Below are 20,158 nucleotides of genomic sequence, written 5' to 3'. Positions count from 1 at the left end.
CAAAAAATGAAAAAGAAATTAGTTGTTCTTACTGGCGCTGGAATTAGTGCCGAAAGCGGCATCAAAACATTTCGTGATAGCGACGGATTATGGGAAGGCCATAACGTAATGGATGTTGCAACTCCAGAAGGTTGGTATAAAAACCCTGCATTGGTTCTTGATTTCTACAACCAAAGACGACAACAACTAAAAGAAGTACACCCCAATTTAGGACATCAGATTTTGGCCGAATTAGAAAATAATTTTGACGTTTATATCATCACCCAAAATGTAGATGATTTACACGAACGAGCTGGAAGTTCAAAAATTACTCATTTGCATGGCGAATTATTAAAAGTACGAAGTTCCAAAAACGAAAACTACATCTTGGATTGGCCAAACGATTTAAATTTTGGCGACGTTGACCAACAGGGTAATCAGCTTCGTCCTCATATTGTATGGTTTGGAGAACAAGTACCCGCTTTGGATGAAGCGATAGAAATCACAGAACAAGCCGATTATTTTGCAGTAATTGGTACTTCATTACAAGTTTACCCAGCTGCTGGCTTAATCGATTTTACCAAAAGAGAAACACCCATCTATTATATCGATCCAAAACCCATAAAAATTCCAAATCTTAGAAACCCCCTTGAAGTGATCCCAAACATCGCTTCCGAAGGTGTTCGTATTTTAAAAGAAAAACTACTCGCTAATCCATAAGGACTTTATCAAACGAATTTAACAGACCCAAATCCAGAATGGTGCTTTTGTTATTATCACTTCGAGTATACATTGGTTTAAATTTGGCACCATAAACGACTTCTTCAAAAGTATAGGATGTGCGAGTTGCAACCGTAGTACTGAACATGTCATCAAAAGTTTTAATAATCACAATAATTTCACCCAAAATCGAATCATAATCAGATGAAACTAATTCCCACAAAGGACTTTCACTGGTTATTGGATGAACCAAAGTCCAACTCAGTGCTAGCGAATTTATTCTTTGATATTCCAAATCCAAAGTGTAAAATTTATTGGTCATCACTCCATTTTCTTCAATTCGCATTCCAAGAGTTACATTCACTTCGGCATCAATATAATTGGTATTTTTATAAGGAGCCAACCGAAACATTAATGCTTTTCCGTCATTAAAAGGAGCAATGACCGCATTTTTTGAAAATTTTAGAAAAATAGAAGGCTTGCTAAATCTCCCAAAAAACAAACCTGTCGCAATAGCAAAACTCAATAAACCAATTAGTGCTTCTGCCGAGGACAATGCGCTGGTATAAAATCCTGTCGGACTAATATGCCCATAACCAACTGTGGTAAACGTTTGCGCACTAAAGAAATAAGCCTGCCCAAATTGTACCCATTCATTATCGGTAGTTGCAATTCCATTAAGATGTTCAATCCCAATTGCAAAATACAGCAACGCAAACACAAAATTAATAGTAACATAAAACAACAACAGTATCGAAAGGAATTTCCACGAAGACATATCCAGCATCGTATGATACCAACTAATTCTATCTAGAGCACCAACTCCCTTTTTCACCGCATTGACCGAGCCATCTTTATTAATAAATCGCCCACCATAACTCGATGCACTGCTACCAAAGCCCGTATTTACAAGTGATTTTGCCCTCAAATTTAAACGATTAAATAATGCCATAAGATTGATAACTAATAACCTGCAAATTAGTCAAAAAATCCGAAACTCTAGTCTGCCATAATACTTTGGGCGTGACCGCGTTGAAAAAGGGGCTTACTTATAGCACCGCCCATTAAGCCCCTTTCTTCAACGCGGTCGGGTTATCACGAGCGCTTTGGCGCCTTGCTCTACCCCTCACGCAAACCCGTATCTCAAGATCAGAATTATACTTTTCAAATCAAAACGAATGACAACAAACTGAACAAAAACAGAATGAAAATTAGCATCAAAAAAGTTGAAAAATACTTCAAAATAAGAAACTAAAAACAAGAAAAATAAATTATGTTTGTAATCTAAACCTTAACCACTATGCTATTTTTTCTTACCTACTGGTGGATATTCTTAATTGTATTATCCTTTCTTTTTTACAAATTTGTTTTACGTGTTTTCTTCGGAATGGTTATCGTTCCAGAAAACAAAATTGGCTTAGTTACCAAAAAATTCGTGCTTTTTGGCGCTGATAAATCATTGCCAGACGGCAGAATTATCGCAACCAAAGGAGAAGCTGGTTACCAAGCCAAAACGCTTGCCCCAGGATTATATTGGGCGATGTGGCCATGGCAATTTTCGATAGACATGGCATCCTTTACTATTATTCCAGAAGGAAATATCGGATTGTTACTAAGTAAAGATGGAGCCGAAATACCAACTGGACGAATTCTTGCTCAAAAAGTGAGTTCAGACAATTTTCAAGACGCCACTCTATTTCTTGACAATGGCGGACAAAAAGGAAGACAATCTGCTTTTATTACAACGGGATCGTATCGTATCAACACCCATTTGTTTGAAGTGGTTATTTCTCCTCAAATAGTCATTTCCGAAAACATGGTCGGGATTGTAACCGCAATGGATGGAGAACCTATTCCGATTGGACAAATTGCCGGTAAGTTTGTAGACAACCACAATAACTTTCAAGATTTTGATCAATTCTTAAAAAACGGTGGAAACCGTGGATTGCAACCGCAAGTAATGCTAGCTGGTTCTTATTATATCAATACATGGGCAATTCAAATTGAACAAACCCCTATGACAGATGTGCCTATTGGTTATGTAGGTGTTGTTATATCTTACATTGGAGAAGACGGGCAAGATGTAACTGGCGATACCTTCAAACACGGAAATATAGTGTCAAAAGGACAACGTGGTGTTTGGATGGAACCTTTTGGCCCTGGAAAATATGCACTTAACAAATATACTACCAAACTTGAACCAGTACCTACGACTAACTTGGTATTAAACTGGGCAGATGCCAGAAGTGAATCTCATAACTTGGATCAAAACCTTTCAACAATTACGGTGCGTTCCAAAGATGGTTTCCCTTTTAATCTGGATGTTTCACAAATCATTCACGTTCCTGCAAATGAGGCACCAAAAGTAATTGCCCGTTTTGGAAGCATGAACAATTTGGTTTCTCAAGTATTAGAACCAACGATTGGAAATTATTTTAGAAATTCGGCACAGGAAAGTGATGTAATTTCATTTCTTTCGACTAGAAAAGAACGTCAGGAATCAGCAAAAAATCACATCAAAGTCGTTTTGGACGAATACAATGTTAACGCAGTTGATACCTTAATTGGAGATATTGTTCCACCTGAATCGTTAATGAAAACATTGACAGATAGAAAAATTGCCGAAGAAGAGCAAAAAACCTATCAAACTCAAAAAATGGCGCAAGAGCAACGTCAAGGAATGGAAAAAGAAACCGCCATTGCTGATATGCAAAAAGAAATCGTAAAAGCATCTCAAAGTGTTGAAATTGCACAACGAACAGCCGATGCAACCGTTAAAAAAGCAGAAGGAGACGCAACAAGTTTAAAACTTAATGTAAATGCCGAAGCAGAAGCTACAAAAATGCGAGCCAATGCAGAAGCTGAAGCTACCAAAGCAAGAGCAGGTGCACAAGCCGAAGCAACCAAATTGACTGCCAGTGCCGAAGCCGAAAGAATCTCTAAAACGGGTCTTGCCGAAGCCGAAAAAATTATGGCAATTGGTAAGTCAACAGCAGAGGCCTATCAACTGCAAGTTTCCGCAATGGGTGGAGATAATTTTACAAAATACAAAATCACCGAAGAAATAGGAAAAGGAAAAATCAAAGTCATTCCAGATGTCCTTATTTCCGGAAGCAACGGAACAGACGGATCTATGAGCGGATTATTGGGTCTAAAACTCATGGAAATGATGGATACTGAAAAAAGCAAAGTAGTTGTCAAAAAAGAGCTATAAAAATTGCAATTCTATTTTTAAAAATCTGCTGTAAAAAGCAGATTTTTTTATTTAATAAAAACACCTTTTTTAATTTTTTGTTATTAAATAAAATAAAATCCTATAATACATAGTTTAATTGTAAGACTTGTAAATTAAAAAACATATAAATTTAAATTTTAACCAAATTTAAAAATAAAACACACATAAAAAGTTAAAAAAATGAAAAAAAAGTTATATTTGTAAAATCCAAAATTAACCATAACTAACCAAATACCACATTATTATGAATATAAAGGTACCATTTGCAATTATTTTTCTTTTACTAACACAAACTTTCTTTGCTCAAGAATCCAAAAATGAAACTGTAAGTTCCGAAAGTTCTACAGCAACAACAACTGCTCCAATTGATTTTAAAAAACAAATGCAAGATTTAAAAGATCAAGAAAAAGCATATTTAGCAAAAATTGAAGCCGAAAAAAAAGCAGTTGCAGAAGCTAAAATAGCCGAAGAAAAAGCGGCTAAAGCAAAAGCCGAAGCAGACAAAAAAGCAGCAGAGCAAGCAAAAATAACTGCGGCAAAAGAGGCTGCCATAGCTGCTAAAGTAAAAGCTGAAGCTGAAGCTAAAGGTGCCGCTGAGGCAAAAGAAGCTGCAAGAGTAGCTGCCATCGAGGCAAAAGCAAAAGCCGAAGCTGAAGAAAAAGCAGCAAAAGAAGAAGCAATAGCATTGAAAGCAAAAGCAGAAGCCGATAAAAAAGCGGCTGATGAAGCTGAAAAAATTTCTAAAGAAAAAATAGCGGCTTATGAAAAAGAAGCTGGGAAAGCTAAAGATGCACAAGAGAAATTAATCAAAGATGTTGAAAAACTAAAAAAAGAAAAAGCAGAAGCTGACGCAAAACTAGCAGAATCTGCGAAATTAGCTTTACAAAAATCTACAATGCTAGATGAACAAATTGCAAAAGCAACAGCTGAAGCAGAGAAAAAAGCTGCTGCTGAAGCAAAAATTGCTGCTGAAAAAGCTGTTAAACCAAACTAAACATTGCTCTGAAATAAACACTAATACCCAAACAATAACATAAAAATATCCATTGAAAAATGGATATTTTTTTTTCTTTTTTACGAGCTCCAAACCAAGAACTACAGTTTTTTAAAAATGTTTATATTTGCTCAAAAATAAATACCATGCAACATATAATTGACCGTTTCATAAGTTATGTAACAATCGACACTGAATCAGATGCAAATTCAAGTACCACTCCAAGTACTTCAAAACAATGGGATCTAGCCAATATACTAGTTGAAGAATTAAAAAACATTGGTTTACAAGATGTAACCATAGACGACAAGGCTTATATAATGGCAACATTACCCAGTAATGTAGATCATGATGTACCAACAATTGGTTTTATTTCTCACTTTGATACCACACCAGATTTTACAGGTGCGAATGTAAAACCACAAATTATTCCAAATTATGACGGTAAAGACATTGTTTTGAATGCTGCACAAAATATAATTTTATCACCTACCTATTTTAAAGATTTACTACAATACAAAGGACAAACCTTAATTACAACAGACGGAACGACTCTCTTAGGTGCTGACGATAAAGCGGGAATCACCGAGATTGTAACCGCAATGGAATTCTTAATCAAGAATCCTGATATCAAGCATGGCAAAATCAGAATTGCTTTTACACCTGACGAAGAAATTGGCCGAGGAGCGCATCACTTTGATGTGGAAAAATTTGCCGCAGAATGGGCTTATACTATGGACGGAAGCCAAGTAGGTGAATTAGAATATGAAAACTTCAATGCAGCAGGAGCCAAAATAACCTTTAAAGGAAAAAGTGTTCACCCAGGTTATGCTAAAGGAAAAATGATCAATTCAATGCTAATCGCTAATGACTTTATCAATGAATTACCAAAAGACGAAACTCCACAGGAAACCAAAGGATATCAAGGTTTTTTTCATGTGCATCAGTTAACAGGAAGTATTGAAGAAACGGTTTTAGAATTAATAATCAGAGATCATAACAAATTAAAATTTGAAAAACGAAAAGATTTAATTGCTAAAATCGCAAAAAAAATCAACAAAAAATTTGCCAAACAATTTGGTGAAGATATTGTGATTGCAACTGTTAAAGACCAATACTATAATATGAAAGAAAAGGTAACTCCCGTAAAACATATTGTTTTTATTGCAGAAAAAGCGATGAGAGAATTAGGCATAAAGCCACTTATAAAACCTATTCGTGGCGGTACTGATGGCTGTCAATTATCATACAAAGGATTGCCCTGCCCTAACATTTTTGCTGGCGGACATAACTTTCACGGAAAATACGAATATGTTCCAGTAGAAAGCATGCAAAAGGCAGTAAATGTCATTATAAGAATTGCAGAATTGACTGCCAAAGGTGAATATTTAAATAAAGAAATCATATCAAGAAAAAAATAAATAAAATTATATATTCCTATAAAGCCTATCTATTTAAAGTTTAATTAAAAGTTTACACTTGACCCCATTGCATTTTAAACAATAAAAAAAACTTTTAATCATCATAAATAAGAGTAAGCGCTTTATTAGAAAATGAATTTAGCTATAGTAGATTTCTAATTCGAAATCTATGTTTAAATACAGGCTAAAAATGAATTTAAAACAAAAAAGAGTTTCGAAATTAATTAGATTAATTTTGAAACTCTTTTTTGTTAAAATATGTATTTAGAATCACCATAAAAATTATACCTCCTAAACTAAACACACAAAATAAAAAATCAGCAAAACCTTAACATTACAACATTCATATATTCATTATATTTGTTAATGTAAAACTAACAATTTATTAATATTGAGATATTTACAAACCACTTCCTGATTTTACAAAAATACCAAAATAAAAATAAAACATTAACAATATACAATTATGATAGAAAAAAAAGATGAAAATGTAGTGACTGAGAAAACAGAGAATACAGACATTTCAAAAACCGAAAAAACTGAAATAGTAAAACCTGCAATAGCAAAACCATCCGCCGTTAAATCGACAACTGCAAAGACAGCTGTTACTAAACCAACTGCTGTTAAAGCAATCAGTACAAAACCAGCTGTTGCAAAACCAGCTGTTGAAAAATCAGCTGTTACAAAATCAAATTCTACAAGGACCACTCCAAAATCCAACAAAACAAAAATTCCATCTACATCAACTGGAGTTATAGCTAGCGCAGCTAATGAGCCAATTATTGAAAAAATTAAAACTCAGGATAAAGCAATTATTTCTGAAGATGAAGAAAAAAAGAAAAGCAAAAAGAAAAAATCCAAAATGAAAGAAAAAGAAAAAGAAAAAGAAAAAGCTAAAAAGGCAAAAGCAAAAGAAAAAGCGAAAGCAAAAGCAAAAAAAGCTAAGAAAGCCAAAAAAGACAAAGCAAAAAAAGCAAAGGTAAAAGCGAAAGCCAAGGAAAAAAAGATGAAAGCAAAAGCAAAAAAGAACAAAAAAAATAAAAAAAACAAAAAGAAATAAGTTTTTTATTTTAAAAATAAAAACCCCAAATTTCAGTCTGAAACAGACAGAAGTTTGGGGTTTTTGTTATTATATCGAATAAATTATGCCTTTTTATTCAAAGTAGCACTAAATTCCATTGAAATAGAAGAACGTTCCATTTTTATTTTTCCAGCCATAGTTTCAATAATTACCGTTGAATCACCTAGCTCAGCTATCTTACCATGAATACCACTTTTTGTAATGATTTTATCTCCTACTTTTAATGCGCTTTCAAATTCTTTTTCATTTTTAGCTCTTTTTTGTTGTGGTCTTATCATAAAGAAATAAATGACTACGAACATTAATAGAAACGGCAAGAACTGTTGTAATTGTCCCATAATTTAAATATTTAGTTTTTATGTTAAAAAATTATTGCGCAATTCCTATTCTCGGAATTACGTTTGCTTTTATGTTTAAAATTTCAGTACCTTTTGTTGTATTTGCTGTAATTGTAACAGATTTATTTTGTATCCCTGATCTATTAGTAGAATTAAATAAAACTTTAATACTACCGTTTTCACCAGGCTTAATGGCATTTTTCGGAAATTCCGGAACTGTACAACCACAAGATCCAACAGCGTCTGTAATTATTAAATCCACATTTCCCGAATTTGTAAACTCAAATTCTGTACCTACTTTATCTCCTTGATTCACGGAACCAAAATCATGCATTTTTTCTGAAAAATTCATATCGGTTACTGCACTATCTCTATCTAAAACATTACTGCTCTTTTTACAAGAAAAAATGGTTATCAATACAAAAAAAAGTAGTGTGGGTATTGCTTTTTTATCCATTATAATAGAAAAATTAAAATTACATCAATCCTCTTCCTATCTTAACAATTCTTTTATTTCCTTCAAGTTCTTTAACCAAATTATCCAATATTCCATTAATAAAAATACTGCTTTTTGGAGTTGAATATTCTTTAGCCAATTCTAAATACTCATTCAAAGTTACTTTTACAGGAATTGATGGGAATTTCAAGAACTCACAAATGGCCATCTTAAGGATAATCGTATCGATTTCAGCTATACGCTCACTATCCCAATTAGGTGTTTTATCTACATATTCCTTAGCCAATTCGGTTTCGTTTAGAATTGTTTTTCTAAACAAGTCTTTTACATAAGCTTTATCTTCATTGTCTTTGTATAATTTCGGAACTCTAAAATTATCATCTTCACCTTGCTTAATTGCTTTTAGTTGCTTAACAATATGAGTATTTACCAAAGGAATATCATCAATCCAAGTTAATTTATCGTCTTCTAAATAATCATACAACTTTTCGTTAGGAACAATAACTTCCGAGAAAATGTCAACAATAAATTCTTTATCTTCTTCAAAAGTAGAAGCAGGATTACTCATGTATTTTGCATACAATTCACTTTCCTTTATTGCATTTAGCAACAGAATTATATAATCATCATTTAATTCCCAATTATTGATGGAACGATTTTCAAGTGCAATGCTTAAAGAATTGTTTTCGGCAAGAATTTGAAAAATTCTGTTTTTGATGAATTTTTCATTTGGGTTACGCTCTTCTTTTGTTGCCAAATGTTTTTGGCTTGATAAATGTAAAAAAACTGTTTCTTTTTTACATATCTCTATCAATGAAGAAAGCATTATTAGGTATAAATCTTGAATAGCGTCAATACTATACATGAGGAATTTCTCTTCCTTTTCTAGATTGTCAGAACCATTTTGATGCATTGCATAAATGGATTGCATGACTTTAACGCGAATGTGTCTTCTATTTACCACCTTGTAAGAACTTTTAAAATTAGTTGGCAAAAATAAGAATTTCATCTATTAAATGAAAATTTATACCTGCTTTATTTGAGAAAATAATCAGTGATCAGTGGTCAGTTTTTTAGTGATCCGTATTTGCACGAAAAAAAAGTGTTCAGCATTTTCAAAATAAAAATACTGAACACTCTTTCAAAACTGAATACTAAGAAACTGAATACTGACTACTTCTTTTCGTTTTCTATTTTTCTTAAATCAATACGATTTTGTGCAATTGTCAACGCTGCTTGATGCGTTGTAATTCCATTTGCAACAGCATAATCAAAAATCTCTAATGTCGTATTATAAATATTTTCTGTTTTACGCATAATTTCTGCTTTGTCATAATGAGCCAATTCAGCATACACATTGATAATACCACCAGCATTGATCAAGAAATCTGGCGCATAAAGAATTCCTCTTTCTTGCAAGATCAAACCGTGAGTATTTTCGTTTGCCAATTGATTATTTGCAGCACCAGCAATTACTTTAGCTTTAATTTTGTTTACGGTAATATCATTTATGGTTGCTCCCATAGCACAAGGTGCATAAATATCGACATCAGCACTATACAAATCGTCGCCTGTAAAAATTTGAGCATTATATTTCTTTGCTACTTCGTATAATTTCTCTTCATTAATATCAGCAATAAATACAACAGCTCCTTCTTTTGTTAAATAATCTACCAACGTCTCCCCTACGTGTCCAATTCCTTGAACCAATATTTTTTTACCTTCTAAATTATCGGTTCCAAATTGCTGTTTCGCAGCAGCTTTCATACCCATATAAACTCCAAAAGCAGTAACTGGAGAAGGATTTCCCGCACCACCTCTTTCTTCAGAAATCCCAGTGACATAAGGTGTTACATCTCTAACCAAATCCATATCTGAAGTTTCCATTCCAACATCTTCAGCAGTAATATATCTTCCACTTAAAGAGTGAACAAATTCGCCAAATTTACGCATTAACTCAGGTGTTTTCTGTGTTTTTGCATCACCCATAATAACAGCTTTTCCACCACCAATATTCAATCCCGTGATTGCAGCTTTATAGGTCATTCCTCTAGAAAGACGCAAAACATCATTCAAGGCATCCCATTCATTTGCATAATTAAACATACGAGTCCCCCCCAATGCTGGTCCCATAACCGAATTATGAATACCAATAATTGCTTTTAATCCTGTATCTTTGTCATTGCAAAAAACAATTTGTTCATGATCATTAAAAGATAATTGTCCGAAAACAGGATCCATTTTTTGAAGTTCTTTCCCCGTGGTAACAGTAGCATTCATAGTACTATTTGTTTTTAGTTAAAAATTACGAATTTATCAAAAAGACATCTCAAACATACGTAAAAAATAAATATACTTTATTAAAATTATTTAAAAATAAATATATCACAACAAAAACAAAACTACAAATTGACAAAACAATTGTTAAATTTTAAACATTAAATAAATAACAAAAACAATTCAATACTGAATATATCAAAATATGAAAGAATTACGCTATTTAAACAAATATTTCATCAAATACAAATACAGCTTTTTACTTGGAATAATTATCACAATAATCGCACAAATATTTTCATTATTTACACCTAAACTCATCAGTAAATCATTTAATGAAATTGAAGCTTTTTCAAAAAGTAAAGCAGTTGATACCAGTATAATAAGTCAACAATTGATTTCAAATATTTTATTGATAATTGCCACTACAATCGTTGCTGGATTTCTAACATTCTTGATGAGACAAACACTAATCGTGATGTCTCGCCACATTGAATTTGATTTAAAGAATGAAGTCTTTCGTCAATATGAAAATCTTTCTCAAAATTTTTACAAACAAAACCGAACAGGTGATTTGATGAATCGCATCAGCGAAGATGTTTCTAAGGTACGTATGTACGTAGGACCAGCTGTTATGTACACCATCAATACTTTTATTCGCTTTTCGATCGTAATTGGCTACATGTATAATGTATCTCCGCGACTTACTTTGTACACTATTTTACCTTTGCCTATTTTATCTTTTTGTATTTTTAAATTAAGTTCTGAAATCAACAAAAGATCTACAACTTTTCAGCAGTATTTATCAAAAGTTTCCAGTTATACCCAAGAAGTATTCTCTGGAATACGCGTTATAAAAGCGTATTCACTGGAAGACCAAAATCAAACACTTATAACCAATTTAGCAAACGAAAGCAAAAGCAAAAGTTTAAGTTTAGCCAAAGTACAATCACTATTTGGACCACTAATGCTTGCACTTATAGGAATAAGCAACTTAATTGTAATCTACTTTGGAGGATTAATGTATATAAATGGAACTATAAAAAATATTGGAACCATTGCTGAGTTTATTTTATACGTAAATATGCTGACATGGCCAGTTGCTTCTCTAGGATGGGTCTCGTCAATGGTTCAAGAGGCTGAAGCATCACAAAAAAGATTGAATGAATTTTTGAAAATTGTGCCCGAAATACAAAACAAGAATACCAATAGATCTAAAATCGAAGGAAGTATTTCGTTTGAAAATGTGAGTTACACGTATGAAGACACTCATATAAAAGCACTTCAAAACGTAACTTTTACAGTTAAGAAAGGAGAAACCTTAGCTATTTTAGGAAAAACGGGGTCTGGAAAATCAACTATTATATCTTTAATCTCCAGATTGTATGACACTACCACCGGTAAAATTTTGATTGACAATAAAGAAATCAGCCAACTCAATTTATTTGATTTACGAAACAGTATTGGAGTAGTTCCACAGGATGCTTTTTTATTTTCAGATAGCATCAAGAACAACATCAAATTTGGAAAAGAAGATGCAACTGATCCAGAAGTGGAAGCTGCCGCAAAAAGCGCTGTTGTTCACGACAATATCGCTAATTTTAACAAAGGGTATGACACCATTTTAGGAGAAAGAGGCATAACGCTTTCCGGAGGTCAAAAACAACGTGTTTCGATAGCAAGGGCGATCATAAAAAACCCGGAAATATTACTTTTTGATGATTGCTTATCCGCGGTTGATACTGAAACTGAAGAGGCGATTTTGAACAATCTCTACCAAATTTGCAAAAACAAAACCACCATAATTGTCAGCCATAGGGTCTCATCAGCAAAAAATGCGGACAAAATAATTATTCTGGAAGATGGCAAAATAATCGAACAAGGTTCTCATAATCAATTAATAAACCAAAACGGACACTATTCTGCTCTCTACACAAAGCAACTTTCAGAAAAAGAATTGCTTTAATTGTTGTATAATACATATATTTTTATGATTTTTGATTGCTATTAAATAAAAAAAATGACGAAAAGATTATGAGAGAAAATGATATGTTAGAAAAAGAAGAAATATTTTCAAAAGTTTTAAGAGCTGGCAGAAGAACCTATTTCTTTGATGTAAGAGCTACTAAAGCTGATGATTATTACATTACAATTACCGAAAGTAAAAAATTCACTGAAGAAGACGGTTCTTTTCATTTCAAAAAACACAAAATCTATTTATATAAAGAAGATTTTACCGCATTTTCAGAAATTTTAGAAGAAATGACTTCTTATGTTTTAAACCACAAAGGCGAAGAAGTAATCTCTGAAAGACACCAAAAAGATTTCAAAAAGGAATATGCTTTAGACAAAACTAATGAAGATATTATTCCAAGTACCTCTAGTTTTACCGATATCGAATTTGACGATATTTAAATCCAAATTAAAACAGAAATAAAAAAAGACCGAGAGAAATTAACTTCTGTCGGTCTTTTTTTATTTATAGTAAATAGAAACTCTATGCTTATAGCGCTTTTCGAAACGTTTTTCTTCGACAATGAACTACTGGATTAAAGTTTTTCCATAGCAACTGAATAGCAATATTGTCTGCCAATTCTGGAGTCCTAAAACAGTTTTCAATTCCTTTTTCAGTAAATGTTTTATGGTATTCATTAAAAATAATAGCCGTAACCCCTTTGTTTTGATAATCTGGATGCACTCCGATAAGGTAGAAAACAACATCTTTACTATTGCGTCTTGCATTCAATAAATGAAGAAAGCCAAAAGGAAATAATTTACCATTAGCTTTTTGAAGTGCTTTTGAAAAACTCGGCATCACAATGGCAAATGCCACTAAATTTCCATTTTTATCTTCGACATATTTTATGTATTCCGGATTGATGAAACTGATGTATTTTTTCTTGAAATATTCCTTTTGAATGTCGGATATTGCTACAAAAGAAGACAAATTCGCGTAGGATTCATTAAACAAATCAAACATTTTATCTACATATGGCATTACCGCTTTGGTCGATTTGAAATTGATGGGTTTGAGTTGGTACCTTGTTTTGACTAACTCATTTATTCTTTCAAAAAATTCTGGTTTAGCATTAGCGAAAGGAAATTTATTTTCAACATATTCTTTTTCGGTCACATACCCCAATTGTTCAAAATGCGTTGCATAATACGGATGATTGTACCATGTTATCATGGTTCCAAGTTCATCGAACCCTTCTGTCAAAACACCTACTTTATCTAGATTCGAAAATCCCATCGGACCTTCAACATATTCTAAATTATTTTTTAGACCCAATTCATATACTTTCTCGAGCAACGCTTTGGTCACTTCGATATCATCAACGACATCGAACCAGCCAAAACGAACTTTCTTTTTTTGTTGGTAATTGACTTCGTCCCAATTTATGATTGTAGCAATTCTACCCGCCATAACATTGTTTTTATATGCTATATAAAAATTGGCTTCGGCACTATTAAAAGCTGGGTTTTTTGTTTTATCAAAAGTTTCCAACTCATCCGCAATTATAGGAGGAACCCAATACGGATTGTCTTTGTATAAGGCAAAAGGGAATTTTATAAATTCTATTAACTCATTTTTGGTCTTAGCTTCTTGTATGGTAATCATTTTTATTTATTGGGAATTGCTATTACTTTTTATTAAATATTCTAAATCCTTTTTTGGTTTTTGTTTTTTTTGCCATTTTTTGTGCGGCCTGCTCTTCTTTGGTCAAAAGTTGGACTTCTTTATATCGGCCATCCCATCGCCAAGACATTCCAACCCCTCCATAAAGAATAGAGGGTGTATCTTTAAAATTAGTACTTATAGAAGCATCAACTTGCAAATTCTTGTTGATTAAATAAGCTGCTCCACCTCTTACAATGGCATCACTATAAAAATCACTTTTAATACCTTGATTTTCCACAAAGGCAGACCATTTATCATTAATTCCTTTAGTCAAAGTCAAGATATAACTCAAACTTGGATAGTCCGTAGTCATATAGTTTGAAATAATATTGGTTACAAATACCCAAGAACCATCACCCAAATGATTTTGCAAAATGATAGCCACTTTTGGAGAAATACTCGATTCTGGAGAAAAATAAAATGGATTGTCAGCCCCTGTAAAATTGGCTCCGGCAAAAACAGCGACAGCTGGAATTACTTGATGCCAATTGAATTTATGGTTGGCATTCCAACTGTATATATTCACCTCTTTTTTATACCCTTTGTTGGGATCATAAATCAGGTATTTGGCACCAATAACAGATTGCTTAAAATCAGCTCTATCATCCACTCTCATTGGATAAGTAAATCTTTCATTTACAAATTGAACATCCGCAATGAATTCTAAATTCTCAAGGAATGCGCCATATCGCACTTCAAAATCTATTCCAAAACCATTGGCATCATATTTCGATAAGGTATGACTTTCCTGAATTCCAAACACTCCTGACTCTATTTGAAGTACCGTTTTTCCAACAGCAAAAGCCGACATAGATTCACCCGGTCTATTCGAATTGATCTCGTCTGTGTGTTGACTATAATGAATTGTTGGAATTAAAAAAAGAGATACTGCAACTACTGTTTTAACATTGAACATACTGAATTATTTGAGTGAAAAGCTATAACGCATTTCAAATGTACTATATTTTATTGTAACTATCATTTGATTGAAAACTTCTTGATTTGCTCTTTACACTAATCTTCATATTTATTTAAAAACGCAATTAATTCCTGAGTCGCTTTTCCTCTGTGACTGATTTGGTTTTTTGTCTCTAATGACAATTGAGCGAATGTTTCTTGATAGCCTTGTGGTCTAAAAATGGGGTCATAACCAAAACCTTGATTACCGTTTTTTTCTAAAGTGATTTCTCCTTTCGCAATTCCTGTAAAAAGATACTGCTCCCCTTTTAGATTTAAAGTAATAACGGTTTTAAATTGGGCAACTCTATCGGTCTTACCTTCAAGATTTAAAAGCAATTTATCCATATTATCTTCGGAAGAACGTTGTTCGCCAGCATATCGCGCGGAGTAAACTCCGGGTTCCCCATCTAGAGAATCCACTTCAAGTCCAGTATCATCAGCAAAACAATCGTAACCGTATTTCTCAGTTACATAATTGGCTTTCATGATGGCATTTTCTTCAATAGTATCCGCAGTTTCTGGAATATCTTCTAGACAACCAATACTTTCTAAACTAATAATTTCTATACTTTCAGGAAGCATACTTTGAATTTCGAGAATTTTATTTTTGTTATTAGTTGCAAAGACAATTTTCATCAGCTAATTTTTTATATGATTAAAGTTTGCAAATATATCAGTTTAACATTATCAAATTGATTAAATATTCCATTTGAAAAAAACAAAAATAAATTAGTAAATTCAAAAATAAAATCATTAATACACACCTCGTTAAAACAGAGTTAAAAACCTAAAATTAAGCATTTTATACGTAAATAAACTGTAAATTTGATTGTGGTTTTGATTAATTACTTGAGCATATAATATCACAAATATTTCAATATTAGAAAAAGTATCTCAATAGTCAACTATACGACATATAGTATAAGTTTGATAATGATAAATCAGAACTTACAAATTAGAGGGTCTTGAAAAAGCCCTCTTTTTTTGCTTTAATTTTAAGTGTATCGCAATCGCACATATACGTGTTTGATGCCTTTTTTATCCGAATCCCTTTCGTCAATTTCCAAAATATCGGTTAACGATTTAAGCATTGGAGTAAGTTTGGTAAAACCATAACTTCTTGGATCAAATTCGGGTTTATTTTTTACAATTAGATTCCCCACATCACCCAAAAATGCCCATCCAGCATCATCACAAATAGCATCAATGGCATCTTCAATTAAATCGATAGTCGGATTGTCTATCTTTACGGATGGTTCTTTTTCTGGGATCTTTTTGGCATCTTTAGTTTCAGCATTAGGATTAGTAGTAGTAGGTTTAGGTTTTTTCTTTTTGATAGCACCATCCAAAACTTCAATATAAATAAATCGGTCACAAGCTACAATGAAGGAATTCGGTGTTTTTTTCTCGCCAATCCCAATCACTTTCATTCCCGATTCTCGCAAACGAATAGCCAAACGTGTAAAATCACTATCACTGGAAACAATACAAAAACCATCTACTTTGTCTGAATACAACAAATCCATGGCGTCAATAATCATCGCCGAATCAGAGGAATTTTTCCCTACGGTGTAACTGTATTGTTGTATTGGTGTTATAGCATGTTCGAGCAAAACCGATTTCCAACCGTTGGCATTGGGTTTCGTCCAATCAGCATAAATACGTTTGGTGGTAGGTGTTCCATATTTGGTGATTTCCTCCATCATTCCTTTGACATTACTATAAGGAACATTGTCGGCATCAATAAGTACAGCAAGTTTTAGTTCTTTTACTATTTGAGACATTTCTTTTTATTTTAGACTTTGGATTGTAGATTTTAGATAATTGATTTTATCCTTTTTATATTACTATTTAACCTGATTCAAATATACGTGTTTTTATTAAAGAAAGTTGTTGCATGTGTTTTAGGTACTATCTTCAATACCTAATTTATTTTGGTTAATTTTTATATATTTGTTACACCGAGAGGAAGCTTCTTGCGATTATTCACTGGATGTTTACCTTGTGTAGCCTCAATTTTTATGTTGGGGCTATTTTTTGCTATTGTGTCTTCTTCGAAGCCAATTGCCCGAGAGGTCAACTTTTGCTCCTCTTCTTGGATATTTAGCTGATAAATAGCATCGTAAGCTTCATTCTTTTTCCATAAATGATAAATCATTGTCAGTATCTTTTTTTGAACCGCCACATAACTTTTCATTTTTATTCCATGTTTTTCATAGGTTCTATCATATAAATCTTTGAAGGGTTTAACTTTGCATTGAATAACTACCAATGACGGCATATGTAAGGCGCGTCTTATTCTTGAATTCCCTCTTTTTGATATTTTGGTTTTACCAACACGCTTTCCTGATTGTGCTTCAACTACGTCATAACCCGCATAAGACACTAACTGTTTGTAATTCGTAAATAATGTAAAACCGTTGGTTTCAGCCAAAATAGTACTCAATGTTAAAATTCCTAATCCTTTCATTTTCAATATATTTTCAGTCTTGTCATAAACTTCTTTATTAGATTTCAAATGAATCTTTATTTCTTTGTCCAACTCTTTGAGCTGTGTCTCAAATAAAATTATGGTTTGCTCTAATTGATTTGTAACTGAATCCAAATGGTGCATTGCAAAACTCAACGCATCTAATTGGTTTTTTAAAACCGTTTTCAATTCGGTAACATTTTGATGTTGCCTTGTCAACAATCGTAATTCATAGAAAAAGGATCCCATTGGTTGCCATAAATCTAAGCACTGTTCGGCTCCCATTTGTGATAATCCTTTGGCATCAATGCTGTCATTTTTTGATTTGAGCCCAATAGCTTCCAAATATTTTTTTGCTTTATTAGGCAAAATTATAGAAACATCAAATCCTTTCCCAAACAAACAATAAGCACAATTCTCATGATAAATCCCTGTAGCTTCCATGCAAATTACCACAGGAATAGTTTCCTTTTTATGCTTTAAAATCCACTCTTCCAAAGAAGAAAATCCTTTTAATGTGTTAGAAATAATGGTACTTGACTTTACAGTTACCTTTTGTTTTTCATCAATAACACTAATACAAGCATTAATTTTTTTGCTTGAAACGTCTAATCCAACAGAATACTTTAAATTCATAACTCTTTGATTTAGAATCAATAAACAAAATATTACATAAATCTTTGCTCATTTTTTATACAAGATCCAAATTAAATTCTGGTCTTTAAGTACTATTGTGACTCGAAATGTAATAAAAACGAAATGGATTAACCTAATGTCTACAATATCATCAAAAGATGTATTTCGCCCCGATAGAATTTGGCCATTTCGTTTTGCTTATCAATTGTTGTATTTCAAAGATACATTTCATATTTTTAACATAGTCAAAGATATGAGCCCTGATGGAAATGGAAAGCCTCGACGGAATAAACCTATTTTTTCTTTTGACGCAAGAGCGACTGGAAGAAGCTCCTTGCGACACAATAGAAAAAAAGGTTTATGACGGAGAGCTTGTAATGGACAGCAGGAAATAGCTTCACCTTTCGACTTCGCTCAGGATGACAGCATTGCTATTTATAATGGATTGGTTTTAGAAAAATAAATATACTTTCAAGATGTTAATACATTATAAATATTTATTTTTGCAACTTCTTAAAATTAATAGTAGTACAGACATATATTATGGTAAAAGATTTATTCGAAAGAATTCAAAACAATAAAGGACCATTAGGAAAATGGGCGTCACAAGCAGAAGGTTATTTTGTATTTCCTAAATTAGAAGGAGACTTAGGACCGAGAATGAAATTTCAAGGAAAAGAAGTTTTGAACTGGAGTTTGAATGACTATTTAGGTCTTGCAAATCATCCAGAAGTACGTAAAGCAGATGCCGATGCAGCTGTAGAATATGGAGCTGCTGCCCCAATGGGAGCACGTATGATGAGTGGTCACACGAAATACCACGAACAATTAGAGAACGAATTGGCTGCTTTTGTAAAGAAAGAATCGGCTTATTTATTGAATTTTGGTTACCAAGGAATGGTGTCTATTATTGATGCTTTGGTAACTCGAAATGATGTGATTGTGTATGATGTAGATGCTCACGCTTGTATCATTGACGGTGTTCGTTTGCATAGCGGAAAGCGTTTTACATACAAACACAACGACATCGAAAGCATGGAGAAAAACTTGGATCGTGCTACAAAACTAGCCGAAACAACTGGCGGTGGTATTTTGTTTATTACTGAAGGTGTTTTTGGAATGCGTGGCCAACAAGGAAAGCTGAAAGAGATTGTAGCCATGAAAGAAAAATACAATTTCCGTTTGCTTGTTGATGATGCGCACGGTTTTGGTACACTTGGTGAAACAGGTGCTGGAGCTGGTGAAGAGCAAAATTGCCAAGACGGAATTGATGTTTACTTCTCTACTTTTGCCAAATCAATGGCGAACATTGGTGCTTTTGTAGCGGCTGACAAAGACATAATCGATTATTTAAAATACAACTTACGTTCTCAAATGTTTGCCAAAGCATTGCCAATGATTCAAACTATTGGTTCTTTGAAACGTTTGCAGTTGTTGCGTGACAACCCAGGGTTGAAAAACAAATTATGGGAAAATGTAAACACTTTACAAAATGGTTTAAGAAGCAAAGGATTTAATATTGGAGACACTAATACTTGTGTTACGCCAGTTTACTTGGAAGGAAGCGTACCAGAAGCGATGGTAATGGTAAATGACTTAAGAGAGAATTATGGTATTTTCTTGTCAATCGTAATTTATCCAGTTATTCCAAAAGGAATGATTTTATTACGTGTTATTCCTACTGCTTCCCATACATTAGAAGATATTGCTGAAACACTTACTGCTTTTGAAGCGATTCGTGAGAAATTAGTAAACGGAACATATAAAGAAATTGCAAGCAGAACTACAGTAGATTTGGACGCTTAATAGTTAGCAGTTCTTTTGAATATAGAAAATCCATTGGTCGAAAGGCTGATGGATTTTTTTTTGGAGCAAACCACTGGTATATCGCATCACGTTCAGTCCCGC

At 33.0% G+C, this 20,158-nt stretch carries 18 protein-coding genes; 8 read left to right on the top strand and 10 right to left on the bottom strand.

Annotated elements, in window-relative coordinates:
* The first annotated feature begins 6 nt into the window (after positions 1-6).
* Positions 7-699: an NAD-dependent deacylase gene (locus OZP06_RS13125; RefSeq protein ID WP_281323815.1), complete on the top strand. Its 693-nt coding sequence runs from the start codon at positions 7-9 to the stop codon at positions 697-699.
* Here OZP06_RS13125 and OZP06_RS13120 read toward each other — a convergent pair.
* Positions 689-1,651: an ion channel gene (locus OZP06_RS13120; RefSeq protein ID WP_269222255.1), complete on the bottom strand. Its 963-nt coding sequence runs from the start codon at positions 1,649-1,651 to the stop codon at positions 689-691. The two genes, OZP06_RS13125 and OZP06_RS13120, sit on opposite strands and share 11 nt — an antisense overlap.
* A gap of 348 nt (positions 1,652-1,999) precedes the next feature.
* Here OZP06_RS13120 and OZP06_RS13115 point away from each other — a divergent pair, with 348 nt between their 5' ends.
* The 4 genes from OZP06_RS13115 to OZP06_RS13100 all read left to right on the top strand — a co-directional run bounded on the left by OZP06_RS13115 (position 2,000) and on the right by OZP06_RS13100 (position 7,409).
* Complete coding sequence (locus OZP06_RS13115) at positions 2,000-3,913, top strand: SPFH domain-containing protein (RefSeq protein ID WP_269222254.1); 1,914 nt, start codon at positions 2,000-2,002, stop codon at positions 3,911-3,913.
* A gap of 265 nt (positions 3,914-4,178) precedes the next feature.
* Positions 4,179-4,928: a hypothetical protein gene (locus tag OZP06_RS13110; RefSeq protein WP_281323814.1), complete on the top strand. Its 750-nt coding sequence runs from the start codon at positions 4,179-4,181 to the stop codon at positions 4,926-4,928.
* Positions 4,929-5,074: 146 nt separating this feature from the next.
* A complete protein-coding gene (gene pepT / locus OZP06_RS13105; RefSeq protein WP_281240232.1) occupies positions 5,075-6,349 on the top strand; it encodes a peptidase T in 1,275 nt (424 codons plus the stop codon).
* Positions 6,350-6,815: 466 nt separating this feature from the next.
* Positions 6,816-7,409, top strand: a complete 594-nt coding sequence (locus OZP06_RS13100) for a hypothetical protein (RefSeq protein ID WP_281323813.1) — start codon at positions 6,816-6,818, stop codon at positions 7,407-7,409.
* 83 nt (positions 7,410-7,492) lie between these two features.
* Here OZP06_RS13100 and yajC read toward each other — a convergent pair whose 3' ends face one another.
* The 4 genes from yajC to OZP06_RS13080 all read right to left on the bottom strand — a co-directional run bounded on the left by yajC (position 7,493) and on the right by OZP06_RS13080 (position 10,505).
* Positions 7,493-7,768 (bottom strand): preprotein translocase subunit YajC, encoded by a 276-nt coding sequence (yajC, locus tag OZP06_RS13095; RefSeq protein ID WP_269222249.1) that lies wholly within the window; start codon positions 7,766-7,768, stop codon positions 7,493-7,495.
* A 31-nt stretch (positions 7,769-7,799) separates the two neighbouring features.
* Positions 7,800-8,225: a DUF1573 domain-containing protein gene (locus tag OZP06_RS13090; RefSeq protein ID WP_281323812.1), complete on the bottom strand. Its 426-nt coding sequence runs from the start codon at positions 8,223-8,225 to the stop codon at positions 7,800-7,802.
* Positions 8,226-8,244: 19 nt separating this feature from the next.
* Positions 8,245-9,156 carry a transcription antitermination factor NusB gene (gene nusB, locus OZP06_RS13085; protein WP_269224614.1) on the bottom strand — a complete coding sequence of 304 codons (912 nt, stop codon included), beginning with the start codon at positions 9,154-9,156 and terminating at the stop codon, positions 8,245-8,247.
* Positions 9,157-9,398: 242 nt separating this feature from the next.
* The gene (locus OZP06_RS13080; protein WP_281240235.1) at positions 9,399-10,505 is read right to left on the bottom strand and encodes a Glu/Leu/Phe/Val dehydrogenase; all 1,107 of its coding nucleotides are present in this window, start codon (positions 10,503-10,505) and stop codon (positions 9,399-9,401) included.
* Positions 10,506-10,707: 202 nt separating this feature from the next.
* Between OZP06_RS13080 and OZP06_RS13075 the strand changes: the two genes are divergently transcribed.
* Both OZP06_RS13075 and OZP06_RS13070 read left to right on the top strand, forming a co-directional pair.
* Positions 10,708-12,468 (top strand): ABC transporter ATP-binding protein, encoded by a 1,761-nt coding sequence (locus OZP06_RS13075; protein ID WP_269222247.1) that lies wholly within the window; start codon positions 10,708-10,710, stop codon positions 12,466-12,468.
* A 68-nt stretch (positions 12,469-12,536) separates the two neighbouring features.
* Positions 12,537-12,917, top strand: a complete 381-nt coding sequence (locus tag OZP06_RS13070; protein ID WP_269222246.1) for a PUR family DNA/RNA-binding protein — start codon at positions 12,537-12,539, stop codon at positions 12,915-12,917.
* A gap of 88 nt (positions 12,918-13,005) precedes the next feature.
* Here the strand turns inward: OZP06_RS13070 and OZP06_RS13065 are convergent, their stop codons facing one another.
* The 5 genes from OZP06_RS13065 to OZP06_RS13045 all read right to left on the bottom strand — a co-directional run bounded on the left by OZP06_RS13065 (position 13,006) and on the right by OZP06_RS13045 (position 18,250).
* Entirely contained in the window at positions 13,006-14,124 is a 1,119-nt protein-coding gene (locus tag OZP06_RS13065) for a GTP cyclohydrolase (protein WP_269222245.1), read from the bottom strand.
* A gap of 22 nt (positions 14,125-14,146) precedes the next feature.
* On the bottom strand, positions 14,147-15,100 hold the full coding sequence (locus tag OZP06_RS13060) for a transporter (RefSeq protein WP_269222244.1): 954 nt from the start codon (positions 15,098-15,100) through the stop codon (positions 14,147-14,149).
* Between the two features lie 98 nt (positions 15,101-15,198).
* Complete coding sequence (locus tag OZP06_RS13055) at positions 15,199-15,780, bottom strand: non-canonical purine NTP diphosphatase (RefSeq protein ID WP_281323811.1); 582 nt, start codon at positions 15,778-15,780, stop codon at positions 15,199-15,201.
* Positions 15,781-16,139: 359 nt separating this feature from the next.
* Complete coding sequence (locus OZP06_RS13050; RefSeq protein WP_269222243.1) at positions 16,140-16,928, bottom strand: NYN domain-containing protein; 789 nt, start codon at positions 16,926-16,928, stop codon at positions 16,140-16,142.
* Positions 16,929-17,089: 161 nt separating this feature from the next.
* Positions 17,090-18,250: an IS110 family transposase gene (locus OZP06_RS13045; RefSeq protein WP_269222240.1), complete on the bottom strand. Its 1,161-nt coding sequence runs from the start codon at positions 18,248-18,250 to the stop codon at positions 17,090-17,092.
* Positions 18,251-18,793: 543 nt separating this feature from the next.
* On the opposite strand from OZP06_RS13045, the gene OZP06_RS13040 reads away from it, so the two are divergent.
* On the top strand, positions 18,794-20,056 hold the full coding sequence (locus OZP06_RS13040) for a pyridoxal phosphate-dependent aminotransferase family protein (RefSeq protein ID WP_269222241.1): 1,263 nt from the start codon (positions 18,794-18,796) through the stop codon (positions 20,054-20,056).
* Positions 20,057-20,158 lie beyond the last annotated feature (102 nt).

Source organism: Flavobacterium sp. IMCC34518 (assembly GCF_027111095.2).
Classification (GTDB): domain Bacteria; phylum Bacteroidota; class Bacteroidia; order Flavobacteriales; family Flavobacteriaceae; genus Flavobacterium; species Flavobacterium praedii.
This window is presented reverse-complemented; position numbering and strand designations above follow the sequence as displayed.